Source organism: Mesorhizobium sp. B2-3-12 (assembly GCF_006442205.1).
GTDB lineage: Bacteria > Pseudomonadota > Alphaproteobacteria > Rhizobiales > Rhizobiaceae > Mesorhizobium.
This window is the reverse complement of record NZ_VFVR01000012.1, coordinates 19763-34102: the sequence shown is the minus strand read 5'-3', so window position 1 is coordinate 34102 and position 14340 is coordinate 19763. Positions and strand designations below refer to the sequence as shown.

Annotated in this window: 7 protein-coding genes and 1 pseudogene; 4 read left to right on the top strand and 4 right to left on the bottom strand. The window is 59.1% G+C overall.

Annotation, left to right across the window (positions count from 1 at the left end):
- Nucleotides 1-653: 653 nt before the first annotated feature.
- Nucleotides 654-4082, top strand: coding sequence for an autotransporter domain-containing protein (locus FJ948_RS26230; RefSeq protein WP_181173838.1), 3429 nt, complete (start codon nucleotides 654-656; stop codon nucleotides 4080-4082).
- A 363-nt stretch (nucleotides 4083-4445) separates the two neighbouring features.
- Here the strand turns inward: FJ948_RS26230 and FJ948_RS26225 are convergent.
- A pseudogene (locus FJ948_RS26225) lies at nucleotides 4446-5054 on the bottom strand (STAS domain-containing protein); the annotation flags it as partial.
- A 542-nt stretch (nucleotides 5055-5596) separates the two neighbouring features.
- Nucleotides 5597-6235, bottom strand: coding sequence for a hypothetical protein (locus tag FJ948_RS26220; RefSeq protein WP_140709596.1), 639 nt, complete (start codon nucleotides 6233-6235; stop codon nucleotides 5597-5599).
- A gap of 243 nt (nucleotides 6236-6478) precedes the next feature.
- Here FJ948_RS26220 and FJ948_RS26215 point away from each other — a divergent pair, with 243 nt between their 5' ends.
- Nucleotides 6479-6655, top strand: coding sequence for a Flp family type IVb pilin (locus FJ948_RS26215; protein WP_140709594.1), 177 nt, complete (start codon nucleotides 6479-6481; stop codon nucleotides 6653-6655).
- 236 nt (nucleotides 6656-6891) lie between these two features.
- Here FJ948_RS26215 and FJ948_RS26210 read toward each other — a convergent pair whose 3' ends face one another.
- Nucleotides 6892-7545 carry a GGDEF domain-containing protein gene (locus tag FJ948_RS26210; protein WP_181173837.1) on the bottom strand — a complete coding sequence of 218 codons (654 nt, stop codon included), beginning with the start codon at nucleotides 7543-7545 and terminating at the stop codon, nucleotides 6892-6894.
- A gap of 285 nt (nucleotides 7546-7830) precedes the next feature.
- On the bottom strand, nucleotides 7831-9402 hold the full coding sequence (locus FJ948_RS26205; RefSeq protein WP_140709590.1) for a pilus assembly protein: 1572 nt from the start codon (nucleotides 9400-9402) through the stop codon (nucleotides 7831-7833).
- A 1320-nt stretch (nucleotides 9403-10722) separates the two neighbouring features.
- Here FJ948_RS26205 and FJ948_RS26195 point away from each other — a divergent pair.
- A complete protein-coding gene (locus tag FJ948_RS26195) occupies nucleotides 10723-11484 on the top strand; it encodes a Crp/Fnr family transcriptional regulator (protein ID WP_140709586.1) in 762 nt (253 codons plus the stop codon).
- Between the two features lie 443 nt (nucleotides 11485-11927).
- A complete protein-coding gene (locus FJ948_RS26190) occupies nucleotides 11928-12500 on the top strand; it encodes a TMEM175 family protein (protein WP_140709584.1) in 573 nt (190 codons plus the stop codon).
- The last annotated feature ends 1840 nt before the right edge of the window (nucleotides 12501-14340 follow it).

Below are 14340 nucleotides of genomic sequence, written 5' to 3'. Positions count from 1 at the left end.
ATGAAACCTTGCACACGAAAGCTCACGTGCAAGTTGCGTCATCGCTAAACAAGTCGATAGTCACACCCAAGCCTGCAGCATCAATATTAGAATGGATAAATATGGGCCCTCACGGTAACAGTCTGTTCTAGCTGCGTGCCAATAGCCGAAGAACTATTGTCATATGCCGATTGTTCGGACAAGGGCCTTGTCCAGAGTCTCCGCCGCATCGGTAATTCGACCTTGGGGTATACTGGAGCGTACCCAAGGGCACAGCAGGCTGTGGGTAGCATCGGCTCTGAATCGAGCTTTGTGTTCGCCCATTCCCAGATGCCCTCCAGCCAGGAAAGCAACAAAACTTTGGCGCAGCCGGTTGGACGCGCTGCCGGACATGCAGTCAAGGGCAACATGGCTTCCATTCGGGGCGATGCACCTTGGGCTCACAACGTTGCAGACTGCCGTCACTGGTACGCCTCGTTAATTAAGCAAAAACAAATGTGTCTCCCTAATGTAACAGTCCGGTCCCTGCAAGCCGCCATCAGGCCACAAACCGACTACCGTCGTCATATGACGATAGGAAAGCCGACCGCATTCGATCAGCCATGGACGCTGAGATTACCGACGGTCGCTTCGGCTCCTGCCGACACGATTGTCGAAATGAGCGGGGGCAGGACATGAAATTCAGCAGCAGTATCAGCCGCTATCGCAATCGTTTGCTTGTGAGCACGGCGATGGCCGGCGCAACGCTTCTCGGCTGTGGCGAAAATTCGTTTGCCGACTGCACGGATGCGGCGCCGTCCAATTATGTCTGCTCCGGCGCCAACACGACTGGCCAGATCGTTCCCGACACGATCACCTTCCCGCTCGACATTAGCGACGCGCCTGGCCTTCTCGCTTTGCCGGCCAGTCCGTCGGTCACAACCGACCCAACTTTCAGCGTCAATACCAGCGATCCCTTCGCATTGGGCATATTGGGAAGTGGCGTGGTCAGCTACACCGATGCCAATCCCTCGGCATTGACGTCGACGACGGGCGTCGGCCTGGGCGTCGTTTCGCTGGTTCCAGTTCCGCAGTTCACCCCGCCTTATTTCAGCCTCGGGCCGAACCCCGGCGGCGCGGTCACCATCGACACAAACGGGCGCCTGACCGGCGCCCTGATCGGCCTTGCTGCGATCAACACCGGCGATGGCGCGACAGATATCAAAGCAACCGGTGACATCACAGCGACGGGCTCCGATGGCTATGGCGTCGTGGTCTATTCGCAAGGCGGCGGCTCCACGATCTCCACCGGAAAGGTGACGGGCGGCACCAGCGGCATCTACACCATCAATCAAGGCCTGACGGCGGATCTCAGCGTGACCGCGACCGGCGATATCACGGCCACCGGCGCGGACGGATACGGCATCTATGCAATCAATGGTGGGCCACAGCTTGATGTACCCAACACGATCCTGAACGGCTCGGTGACATTTGTTGCCGGTCCGCCCCTCAATGCAGGCAAAGATCTGACAGTACAGGCTCAAGGCGCGGTCACCGGCGGCAAGGTCGGCATCTATGCCGAAAACGACGGCACTGGGGACACCAGCGTCACCGCGACAGGTGTGGTGACAGGCACCGGAGCCGGCAGCTACGGCGTCCATGTCGTAAATGGCACCACCGCGAACGACCTGACCGTGAACGTGGCAGGCGTGACGGCTGAGATCATCGGCATCGTTGCCGACAATCAGGGCAGCGGCGACACCAGCGTCACGGCAACGGGACCGGTCACCGGGCGCCTGGCCACCGGCATCGCCATCGGCAATCGTGCGACAGGTAAGGATGTGACGCTGAACGCCGACGCCGTGACAGGGGCTTACATCGGCATCTCAGCTTCCAATCTCGGCACTGGCGCGACAAACATCACCACCAGCGGTCCTGTGAAGACGTTCGGTTTTGCGGGTATTCAAGCACTCACGAGTACCACCACCACGGGCGACCTGACGCTCGATGCCATGGCCGTGGACGGCGGCAATTTCGGCGTCTACGCAGAGAACAAGGGCAGTGGCGCAACAAAGATTACCACCAAGGGCGATGTGCTGGGGGCCGACATAGGCATACTGGCCGTCAACGGGGGCATCGCCACGTTCAGTTCCACGGATGGCTCGCTTGCCTCCGTCGCAGGCGGCCTTGCCTCCACCGATCTGACAGTCGATGCGAGGGCGGTCAGTGGCGGCCGCTATGGCGTCTATGCCTACAATGGCGGAACCGACGGAACACGCACGACCAGCGTCAAGACGTCAGGCACCGTAGAAGGCAGCGTGGCCGCGATCAGGGTGGAATCGCTCTCCGGCCAGGCAATCGACATCACCACCAGCGGCGTGGTGCGCAACGCTTCGCAACTGTCGAGCGATGTGGCGGTCACCACCACGGGCGGCCCGGTAACGCTGACCAACAATGGCGGCATCACCGGGAAGATCAATTTCGACGGCGGCGGCGTCATGTTTAACAACAATGCGACGTGGAACACCGCTGGCGCCGGCAATGTCTTCGGCGGCGCCGAGATGATCAATGCTGCCGGGGTCGATATCATCGCCGCCGCCATCGGCGGCACGACAACGACGGCGACCGTCCTCGACGGATTGGTCAAATTCACCAATAAGGGCCGCTTGATGATGGCCAACGGCATTGCCGGCGATTTCACCAGGCAAAATGACGGCGATGCGATCTTCGAGGCTGGCTCGGTGCTGGCCGTCGACATCAGCGGCGCAGGCCAGGCTGACCGGTTTCTCACGACAGGCACAGCTGATCTGAGCGGTGCGACGCTGGCTGTCAGCGCAAACGGCGTCGGCGTCGGCCAATTCAGAGTGCTGACCGCCGATAGCGGCCTTGGCGGGACGGAGTTCGCCTCGGTCACCGGCATTACAAGCACCGCCTTTTTGTCCGTGACCGACACCTATGATGCCAACAACGCCTACCTCAATGTGATCAAGGTGCGCGACTTTGCCGATGCCGGTCAGACGCGCAACCAGATCGCTACGGGCGAAGGGCTAGACAGCCTGACCAGCGGGACCCTATTCAACGCCGTCGCCGGACTTGCCACCGACGCGGAAGCCCGCGCCGCCTTTGACCAGCTTTCCGGCGAGATTCACGCTTCGGCCAACGGCATGCTGGTCGAGGACAGCCGCTTCGTTCGAGATGCAGCCACCAGCCGTATCCGCACCGCTTTCGGCGATACGACCGCGGCAACATTGCCTGTCATGGCTTATGGCGAAGGCGGACCCGAAATGGTGGCCGCCGACACCGACCGTTTTGCGGTGTGGGGCCAGGGGTTCGGCTCCTGGGGCACGACCGTTTCCGACGGCAACGCCGCCGCTTTCGATCGTTCGACGGGGGGCCTACTGGCGGGCACCGACACGCTGGTGGGCGGCTGGCGTGTCGGTCTGCTCGGCGGCTACAGCCATTCCAATTTCGATGCCGACGATCGCAATTCCTCCGGGGACGCCGACAACTACCATCTCGGTCTCTATGGCGGCACCAACTGGGGCGCCATCGCCTTCCGCACCGGCGCGGCCTATAGCTGGAGCAGCCTGTCGACAAAACGCTCGGTCGGCTTCAACGGTCTTGCCGATCAACTCTCGGCCGACTACGACGCCGGCACCGCGCAGATCTTCGGCGAATTCGCCTACAAGACCGACGCCAGCCAGTTCAAGTTCGAGCCCTTCGCCAATCTTGCCTATGTCCGCGTTCACACGGACGGCTTCATGGAAGAGGGCGGTGCGGCGGCGCTGACCAGCAGCAGTTCGACCACCGATGCGACCTTCACCACGCTCGGCCTGCGCGGTTCGACGAATTTTGCGCTTGGGACCATCAATGCGACAGCGCGCGGCATGCTCGGCTGGCAGCACGCCTTCGGCGACACCAAACCGCTGTCCACCCTCGCCTTTGCCGGCAGCGATACCTTCACCATTGCCGGTGTGCCGATCGCCAGGGATGCCGCTGTGATTGAAGCCGGCTTCGACCTGAAGATGGCGGCCAATGCGACGCTCGGCCTGTCCTATTCGGGCCAGTTCGGCGGCGGATCCAGCGACAACGGCGCCAGGGTGAATCTCGGCGTGAAGTTCTGACGGCGCAAGGCCACTGGCAACTCCAACGCCTTGGAGAGCGGGACTTCAGAGGTGGTTCGACACTTCCGATGAGGACCTGACCGTTGCTGAACAGCATGCACAAAACGCTCAGCGAGATTGTGACCCGCGCTTGAAGCTCGGAGAACCAACACGCCAACCTTCGGCCGAAGAACGTCGGCGTATTTTTCAGAAATCCACGAAGCCGATCTTCGCTTCCGGCCCCAAAGAAGACATGGCTGCTTTGCGCCTATTGCTGCATGCAACAGACATGGCTGCTTTGCGCCTATTGCTGCATGCAACAGACATTCCCGGTCGATCCGTCGGGAGACGTTTCTTACGCCGATTGCCGACGCCAGGGTCTTCCTATTGGCCACCAGCTGCTGGCACTCCAACCTCACCGACTGCTTGATCCTGTCCATAACGCTCAACCAAGGTTGCACTTGCGGCGTTCAAGCCAACGACTTCAACCTTATGTCCGCGCCGGCGCGCTTTCAGTACAACGCGGTCAAGGGCACTGACCGCCGAGATATCCCAGAAATGAGCGGCACTAACATCGATCACGATCTTTTCGACCGGCTCCAGGACATTCATCGAGTCGGCAAATGTCCCTGCCGAGGCAAAAAATATCTGGCCCTCGACGACGTAAGTTCTCACGCGACCGTCCATTGAGAGCATTGAGGTTACCCGGCTGAGCCGAGAAACCTTGCCCGCGAAAAACACGCCAGAAAGCAGGACCCCGATCAGTACGCCAATCGAAAGGTCGCCCGTGGTCACAACGGCAACAACCGTTGCCAGCATGACGATGGACGACGGCCAAGGATTTGTGCGCAGCCTGCCGACCGAAGCCCACGAGAAGGTGTTGATCGAAACCATTATCATTACTGCCGTCAACGCAGCGACAGGCACGACAGCGAGTATGTCTTGGAGGAGGACGAGCAGCACAAGGAGAAATGCACCGGCCACGACCGAATTGCGCCCTATTGTTGCTAATGGCGTCGATGGTGGCGCGAGGAGTCCCTCCCTCTCGCTACCCGCCGTCACCAAGGGCTGGTGGAGAGCGTCTCAATCCGCCGGCCCTTTTTGCTGCTCAAAAATAAGGCCGATCAGGGAGCCGACCGGCCTTTCAGTTCGCAGGGCCTGGGGTGGCAGCAGCCGACCCTGCGGATCTCTATCAAGCCGATCTCAATTAGCTTCGCAAGGTATCCATCAGATGAATCAGGATCAGCAGCCGCTTCCTGAAGCCTAGGGCTGCGAATAGCTGCGAGGCAACGGACAACTGCGTTCGCGAGGGCTTTTCCTCAGAGGGGCGGCTGCGATGGGCTAGATCAGCATCGATTTCCGCAAGGGGTTGCCGGACGTACGAGACCAAGGGCGTGTCTCCAACAAAGAACCCGATTTGCTTTAGCCATCAAACAACAGTGCAGAAGCCCGCCTTTAAGACGGGCTTCCCGACCGGCCGGAGGCGGGAGAGTGCGGCCAAAGCCTCGCGGCTGGTTCCGCAGTCCCCTTCAGCCTCAGCGGCGTGCTATCAGCAAGCAGAGCTGGCGCAGGTCGCTATCATAAGCCCCTTCGCTGCTGAGGACGTCGGCGCAGCGCTTCTTCATGCGCATCACCTGCGAATTCGACATCTGAGCCACTGCACCTGGAATGCTTCGGCTCGAGAGGGTGCTCGGGTTCGCAGGACTGCTGGGAACCGTTCCGTTGCCAATACCCACGCCGACACCAACGCCGCTTGTGCGGCCGACATTGACGCCAAGCCCCGCGTTAATGCCGCCCGTTCCACCAACATTGGCACCGAGCCCGGCGTCGACGCCGCCTGAACCACCGATGTTAGCCCCGGCTCCTGCATTGACGCCATTGCTGCCGCCGACCGAAGCGCCGAGCCCGGCGCTGACGCCATTCGAACCGCCTACATTGGCCCCAGCACCGGCGTTCACGCCGCCCGCACCGCCAATCGATGCGCCAGCCCCGGCGACGATGCCGCCCGATCCGCCGATAGAGGCACCGGCTCCGGCATTGACGCCGCCGCTTCCGCCGACGGAGGCACCAGCACCGACGCCGATCCCTCCGGCAGCCGTTGCCGGAAGCGACAAGGCGATAATGAATGCGCTGCTAGCCAGAGTTTTGGCGAAGGTTTTGACGAAAGAATTCATGACACTCTCCTGTTGCTTTGCACCAGCCGCAAGTTGGCTGTGTAATTGCAACTACCCGGTGAGCTTCTTGGGGGCGAGATAGGATGGTTTACTTCTGAACAAGGCTTCGAAAAGCTTAAAGCGGCCCTTAAAATTGATCCAGATGAAAAGGCGCGAAGCGCTGCAGGGTCAGAACGGCTCCAACATTAACAGAGTGGCAACGCCGGATGCCTATGCTCATGAGGAGAAATTAGGAATTGAGACATGCAGAAGCTCATTCACAAGTTCGTCCGAGACGAGTCCGGTGCGACCGCAATTGAATATGGTCTCATCGCCGCGTTGATCGCGCTTGCCATCATTACCGGTGCAGGCGCGCTTGGAAATTCGGTCAACGCCAAGTTCACCAAGATCGGCAACACGTTAAACAGCAGCGGGTCTTAATCAGCGTGTCTCCTCGGCCAATCCTAACTCGTAGTAACGGGTGTGGGCGCTGCGGACCATCACCGAGTCGCAAGATACCCGCCTTGGGCTCAGACATTGACCGGGAGTCAATGAACGCGGGCCTGTCCCTCAGGCGATGAGGCATTAATGATCTGTACTCGATTGCGGCCATTGCGCTTGGCCGCGTACAATCGCTGGTCCGCAAAGCGGTAGAGTTCGCTGATGAGGCTTCCCGCTCAAACACCACGCCACCAACGCTGACGGACAGGCGGCAAGCTCTCTCCTTCCAGCTTAAGTTCGGAATCGTATACCGCGGCCCGGATACGCTCAGCGACCTTGCCAACTGTGTCCGGGCCAACACCAGGAAGCAAGACGCTGAACTCTTCACCGCCGATACGGCCGATGACATCGAATTCACGCACGCTCCCTTTGATGATTTGCACGATGAGCTTCAGGGCCTCATCACCTCCGTCATGCCCGAACCTGTCGTTGACCAGCTTGAAATGGTCAACATCGATGACGAGGAGCGCGCCCAGCCGTTCGATCTTTCGATTGGCCACTCGGTCCAGGAAGCCGTCCACGATCGCCATGAACGCCCGCCGGTTCAGACATGAGGTAAGCGCGTCAGTCGAGGCGACGATCATTAGCTCACGATGAGCGATGGCAAGTTCACGCTGTTTGCCAAGAAGGTATCCGAAAAAAGGTGGGGCAAGCACAAGCGGGATGATCACATTGTTCAGGGGACTCTCGCCCCACCGCCAAGTCCCTGTTGCCAGTGAATAGCTGTCAATCGCGAACGCCACGACGATGCAGCACAGCGTGCCAATCGTGCTCAGTGCGATGACGCGACCCCAGCCAAAGGTGGAGAGATCCATGATCGGCTTGGCCATCTTTCCTCGCCTGTGGCCCAGTAGATGGAGCAACATAGGTCCAGATCGTAAATCCATTGTGCGCAAGCGGTTGGTTCGCCAGCCATTCGATGGAATGGTCAACAAACGGTTGCTGAACACCAAAGCCGTACCCTACTCAGCAGCCAGCGACCCCCTCGCAACGGTGTCTGCAACGGGGAAGGCCACGAAACTAAATCCAAGAAAGTCGCGCCGCGGAGAAACCGTGCGCCCGCGGGCAATCGCGATCTCTCAATCGGCAGTAGCGTTGCACCACGGCGCGCAACGTCAGTCGACCAGTTGCAGTTCAGTGAACCTTCCAGCGATTTCCTTGAATACGTTGGGCAGCTTGCTGGGGTCGTTGACGGCATAGTAGTCAGTCGGATTGGTCGCGCATTTCCCGTACAGGGTGCGGTTAGCGGCCGTGTCTGATTGAAGGGTGATCGTATAGATCTGCACCTGCTGGGCCTTCAGTTTCTGGCAAACATCGAGCGTCCAGCGATCCACTTCACGCGCCGCATCCGTCTGATTGGTCGTTCCAAAGCGTCCTGAACCGAGGTAGCCGTAGGATGTATAGTCCGACTTCTCCGGCTCGTTGCTGGCACCGAAGACGACATTCTCGCCGTCGGTAAGCAGCACGACGATCTTGCTGGTATTTGGCGCCTTCCATGCGGCACCGTCCGTGTAGGGCGGATCTGGTGAAAGCACGCGCATACCCCAGGAGAGACCCTCCGAGACGTTGGTGCCCGAACCGTTCCATTCCTGCATCTGGGCAGCCGCCGTGCGCAATTTGTCGAGGTCTCCGGTCAACGGCACGACAGGGGTGGGGCAAGCGCGGTTAGGGCCTACCGTCAGGGGTCCTTTTTTGTCATTTATCTTCTTGGCCTTTGGGTTCTTGTATTTGGCGACCTTCTTGTCTTTTCCCTTGTCGTCGGTGCCGTCCGCGACCTCATCGGACAGGTAGGAATTGTTGTAGACCCGCGTATCGTTGCCATAACTGGCCGATGGGTCCGTCGCGTCTCCCGGGTCATCCGGCGCGAAATACGGCACGAACAAGGTCTCGGGCTTGTAGCCGTCAGGTTTTGCATCGGAAGTGCTGTTGATTCCGGGGCGTGCCTCCACGCAGCCCTTCCAGCCAGTGCCATTCCATCCGGTCCCCTCTGCAAGGTCCTTGAAGAGATCCATGTGGTTGGCGCGCTTGCCGTCCGGCAGAAGCGGAAAATTGACGCCGTTGTTGGGAGACCGACCATCCATATCGATCCACGAGGGGTCGAACTCATCACCATTGACATTGACTGCAGTCACGAAGGGGACGAGCGCGGCGGTTACCTTGCGATTCGGGGACTTCGCGTCGCCCAGATCATCGAGCAGTGCTTTCGTGGCGTCCCGCAGAGCCTTGATCTTGGCGCCAGCCATGGAGCCGGTGTTATCCAACACCAGGACCACTTCAAGATTGTTGGTGGCCTCCATTGCACCGGCGTCGACTTCGACGTGTTTGCTGTCGCCGAACATGAAAGCGAAGTAGAGCTTGACGTCGGCCGAGGCCGAGGCTTTGGTCTTTACATAGTTGAGCCCCTTGTCGACGGCGAAGGTCACCTTGGGGTTCAAGAGCTCGGTGTGATTTGCGATGTTGGCTTGGAAGTAGCGTTGGAGCGCGGTCTGGCGATCTGCCTCGCTGTCCGACAGGTGCGAGGACGCCAATATTGCTCCGTCCAAGGAATTCTGCAGATTGACCTTTGCCCGCATTAGCGAGGATACATCGACCGCAAACCCGACTGACGCAAGAATGGCCGGGAGGGCTATCCCGAACAGAAGGCTGAAATTGCCGTTCCTCGACCGCAAAAATTTGGACGCAAGCATGCCAACCCCCCTTCGCCTAACCCATATTGGCGCATGGGCTGCTTGACGAAGTGTTGATGCAGATCATGAATGTCGGGCAAGCCAACGAGATGGTTAAGCCGCCGTTGAATGTTAGTCCCGGCCGAGCTTGTAAGTCCTGCTACTGCCCAAGCTGGTCGAGCCTCGGATTGTTCAAAATGCGCAAATCAGGACGCACGCTGCACGGTGTGTGGGTGAATAGTGGATCGCCTTTCTGACGCAGCGATTGTCGCCATACCGACTGCACGACAGTGGCCACATGCCAAGATGTTGCGGATAGGCTGGTCCGCACCAAGAGGTAGGTGGCGGCGCTCAGGGGTCGGGGAGTAGCGGCGGCTGGGGTTCTAGCGCAGCAACAGTCGGCCTTGATCGAGATGGGTTGAACTGGTGAGATGCGCTGGCGGTGGTTCTTCGTCAGGCGCGGACTCTTCGGCGTGTTCTAATCGCTCCAGCAACTCCTTGATGATATCCGGTAGGTTATGATCAACCCGGAAGCACGGCAGGCTCTCTGCATAGCGATTCATAGCCCTTGAGCCTATCTGATGCTTGATAGCGGCAGCGACTGTCCCGCCCGAGTACTCACCGAAATTCATGGTGAGGTCGTCCCTTCGTCCAGTGCGGAACCCCTGAACTTGTGAATGGTTCCGCAATTTGAACATGATCGTGGCCCGATCCGATTTCGCCTATCGTTGTTGATGTCGTTGTGAGGTGTCCTCCTCTTGCTATCCGTCATCGCCAGAAAGGGCTGATGGATCGCGTCTCAATCCGACGGCCCTTTCATTGGTCAAAGGATCCGGGAGCCCGAACGACCTTCAATTCGGGTGCAGCAGATATGACGCCGACCGCTGCGATTTCGATAGCCCGAACTTAGTTGGCGCGGCGTCGTGGGTGGCAAATGGAGAAGTAGCGCGATTCTCCTCACGCCAAATAGTTCGGGAACACGCTAGCTTTTTTCGACGCGTCGGAGCGCTTCAAGGGCGGCCTTCAGGCTCTCCCGCATGCTTTCAAGCAGGCGTTCGTCTTGCCCAACGGGTCGGCCCTTCGCCCGCTCGCGCTCTACGACCCTGTCTTCAATGGATAGGGCGTGTTCATAGTAGCCAACGATATTAGTCAGGTGTGCTCTGAAAGTGCTGATGCTCCTGTCTCCCGATTGGGCGAAAGCATGATGACGACTTCCAAGCGCCCGATTGCCGACACGGGCGACCAGACAGTGTACGCCTTGCAGGGACGGATAGCCAATCTTCACTGGCGTACACCTGTTGCCCCTGCTTAACTCCCCGCTTTCCGAAACGGGAGGTTTCGATGACCACTGACGGCTGCTGTACGGCCCTGATCCGGAAGCTGGAGCATTTCGAAAAACTCTCCGACGAAGACAAGAACCTGCTTGTTAAGAGCGTTGCGAGGACCGCGGAGTTCGGCGCGGGCAGCGATATCATCGGGCAAGGAGACAAGCCTGACTATGTTCACCTGCTGGTCGACGGCTGGGCAGGCCGCTACAAGCTTCTGCCGGACGGCGGCCGCAACATCATGGCCTTTCTCATACCCGGAGATCTCTGCGACGTGAATGTCGCATTGCTGGAGGAGATGGACCATTCCATCGGCGCATTGTCGTCGTGCAAGGTCGCGTTGATTCCGCTCGCGACGATCCGCAATCTTATGGACCAAAACAGGACGTTGGCCCGAGCGCTTTGGTGGGGCACTCTAGTCGACGAAGCAGTACTGCGCGAATGGCTTGTCACGGTAGGATCACGACCGGCACAGCAACGGGTCGGCCATTTGATCTGCGAGATGTTGATACGCACCGAAGCCGTTGGCCTTGCGCGAGACAACAGCTTCGACTTGCCGCTCACACAGCAGGAACTTGCCGACACGATGGGGATGTCGCTGGTCCACATGAACCGGACGCTTCAGGGATTAAGGAGCCGAGAGCTCATCATCACAAACGGCCACACGGTGACCGTGGAGAACCTGAGGGCTCTTATAAAATTCGCCGCCTTCGACCCTTTGTATCTCCACCAGCAGGCTCATAAATTCAGAAGCATGATGCAGGCAAAAGTCGCGTAGCGACTACTCTGACAGACCGGCATCGAAGTGCACGATAGCATCGAGGATGGTGCGGTAGAGGCTGTCCACCTCCTCATCAATCTCCAGCCGCTAGGCCGCTTCGCTTGGACATAGTGCTAGGGTCCGCCCTTGCAAACAAGTGGACAGCGGATCAGGCCCATTAAGCTGATAGAATCACGAGCTCGGCGGTGAGCCAAAAGCCGGCCGCCATAAACACCAAGATCACTGCCGCGAAGATAAAGATGCGCATGCCCGCTCCACTTCAGCCGGCCCTTTACCACACGACAAAAAAGCCCGCCACCTTTTCGGCAGCAGGCAAGTTCATAGAGCCCCGCCGCCCCATTTGCGGCATCGGCGCGTGGCGAGGCCGGTAAAGCTGGCGGGCCGGTTGAGCAGCGCAAGGAATGCGCTAGCATTAGCGCAGAAATGAACGGGGAAACACCGTGCTACCGTCACCAGGACTGGAAAGGCTGAACGCATTTTCCGATGGGGTGTTCGCCGTACTGATCACAGTTCTAGTTTTGGAACTGCGCCCGCCGGAAGTGCCGACGTTCAAGGCCCTTCTGACGTCATGGGAAACCTGGCTTAGCTACGGCGTAAGCTATCTCTTCATAGCCATCGTTTGGGCGAACCACCACCATCTTTTGCGCCACGCCAAAGAGAGCACAGCGTCGTTGATGTGGTACAATTTCGCGCACCTGTTTTCAGTCTCGCTACTGCCCCTGGCCACGGCATGGATGGCCGTAAGCGAGTTGGCACCGCAGCCTGTCGCATTCTATGCGGCCGTGTTTTTCCTGGTAAACTTGACATATTTGCTGTTGATCCGCCAACTCATTGATCCGTTGCCAGACGACGAGGTGTCACCAGAAGTGCGGCGGATCATGCGGCTGCGAGCCATAATTACGCTCTGCTTGTTTGGGCTCGCTGCTGTCTTGGCATTGAACTACCCGATCCTTGGATTGGGGATCTGTAGTTGTTGCCTAGCAGTCTATCTCAAGCCCCAGGCGCAGGGCTGACAACTGAGGGCCAAAAACCGGCGTTGCGCCGGCGTCCTCCGACAACTCTCCTTCGTAGATGCCGAGCCAGCGTTTCTCTTCCCAACCGTATTCCGCCGGCTTGCGCCCGTCTTCGGATTACGCGATGCTCCAGTTCGGGCAAATTATTGGGGGCGGGTTTGCGTAGATACCGACGCGTCGGGTTTATCGCGCACCGCGACGGCATGATCACGGACTTATTTCTTACAGGCGTCGCTGCTTTTTCTATTCTCATTCCGCTCTATTTCATCCTCAAATGACAACTCGCCATCCACCGGGGGAAAGTCTCGCGACCTTGGGCGCCCACCGCTTCCCTGTGGCGTGGTGAAACATCAACAGAAAGCCGCCCGTGGCCTACTGCGAAGGCCTTCCGAAAGGAGTGGCTAACCCTTAGGGCCCGACCACTGTACGGTGAACCTCCGCCGCCACGTGATGTTGCAGGCACAAAAAAACCGCTGGCTAGAGCCAGCGGCTCACGGTTGCTCACAGCCTGCGAACCGCCGTATGGTATGAATCGGGGCAACGCCAGGCTGACAGGTACGCTCTCTAAACTACAGCTGGTTCTGGAAGATCGGGCTCTGGAGGTCAGCTTCGGCGGCGCCGCAGCCCCACCGGGCCTTATTGGGGGTGCAGCAGCAACCTCTCATTGCGATTGCGAAGCAACCTCTCATGGGCGCAAGCATTTCGTGGATGCCGGAAATGAGGTCGTAGTACCCGTGCCCGGCCCCTGTGCACGTTTCGCCTGATTGGGATCACATCTGGGTGATGGATGGTCGCATACGAGACGATTGAACTTTATGCAGTTGGATTTGCGGCTACTCCGGCCTCGGGGCAGTGAGGTGCAAAATGAGCGACGCGGGACGCAGGGAGCCATCCACCTGGCGGATAGTGACGGCGCCGCCCGGCAATGCGTGAGCGGAGGGCTGGTCCTTGGGGAACCGGGTCAAACCTCTTAACCGCGTCAGCTCAGGCGGGCAGGGGGCAAGGACGCGCGAGAAGGCGTTCGCGGGTAACGATGAAGGGTGGGGGTACCGAAATCGCTTGTACGGGGCCATTTGCGATCCGCGTCCAAACAGGCAAATGTCGGCTACAACAATGGCGTAGCTCAGGCCGGAACGGTGTAGGCTGGGGGCTGTTCAGTGGGCGTATGGTGCCAATCTGGTTTCAGAGGCCGCCACCGAAACAAACTGTCGCGGCACGGCGGAACGCCTTGCAATTCAAGACTCTGCCGCTATTCAGATGCCCGTTTGCTGCGGTAGCTCAGTGGTAGAGCACTCCCTTGGAAAGGGAGAGGTCGAGGCTACCATGCCCCGCGCTCAATGGCGCCATTCAATCGCCGAGAAGCTGACTGTCCGCAAAGGTCTCAAAATCGATCACCTCCAAAGTGAGCTTTCCACTGTCAGCCCCTAAATCGGTCACTAGTTTTGTCACTGGTCTATGCTACAGACATGCTACTCTGTAGTAGAAATAGATAAACGAAATCAGTGGTTAGGGCGAGAGCGCGCTGCATCTATGGGGTGGGGTCCAGTCAGTATAACCGGCTCGCTGTTCGCGCCGATGACCACCCCGGGCTTCCCTATGACATCAAATGGGGCGCGATCGGCAAGAGCCTGACGGGCGGCTTCGGCACTCTGCAGCCTTCCCCGAACCGGTTGTTCACCCGGCGCGAGTCATGCCTAGACAGCACCATGCGACGCCGCGGATATTTTACGGATGTGAACTTAGCCCCGGGTCAAGGTCGGCTCTGCTGAATCTGACGCCGGCACGATAGCATCGCTTTTCAGCCCTAACGCATCGGGACCTTCTTGGATTTGCCGCAGCC

Bases quoted from the DNA above. Each gene is read 5' to 3' on its own strand.
- FJ948_RS26230 (WP_181173838.1), top strand. From the start codon at position 654: ATGAAATTCAGCAGCAGTATCAGCCGCTATCGCAATCGTTTGCTTGTG.
- FJ948_RS26220 (WP_140709596.1), bottom strand. From the start codon at position 6,235: ATGAATTCTTTCGTCAAAACCTTCGCCAAAACTCTGGCTAGCAGCGCA.
- FJ948_RS26215 (WP_140709594.1), top strand. From the start codon at position 6,479: ATGCAGAAGCTCATTCACAAGTTCGTCCGAGACGAGTCCGGTGCGACC.
- FJ948_RS26210 (WP_181173837.1), bottom strand. From the start codon at position 7,545: ATGGCCAAGCCGATCATGGATCTCTCCACCTTTGGCTGGGGTCGCGTC.
- FJ948_RS26205 (WP_140709590.1), bottom strand. From the start codon at position 9,402: ATGCTTGCGTCCAAATTTTTGCGGTCGAGGAACGGCAATTTCAGCCTT.
- FJ948_RS26195 (WP_140709586.1), top strand. From the start codon at position 10,723: ATGACCACTGACGGCTGCTGTACGGCCCTGATCCGGAAGCTGGAGCAT.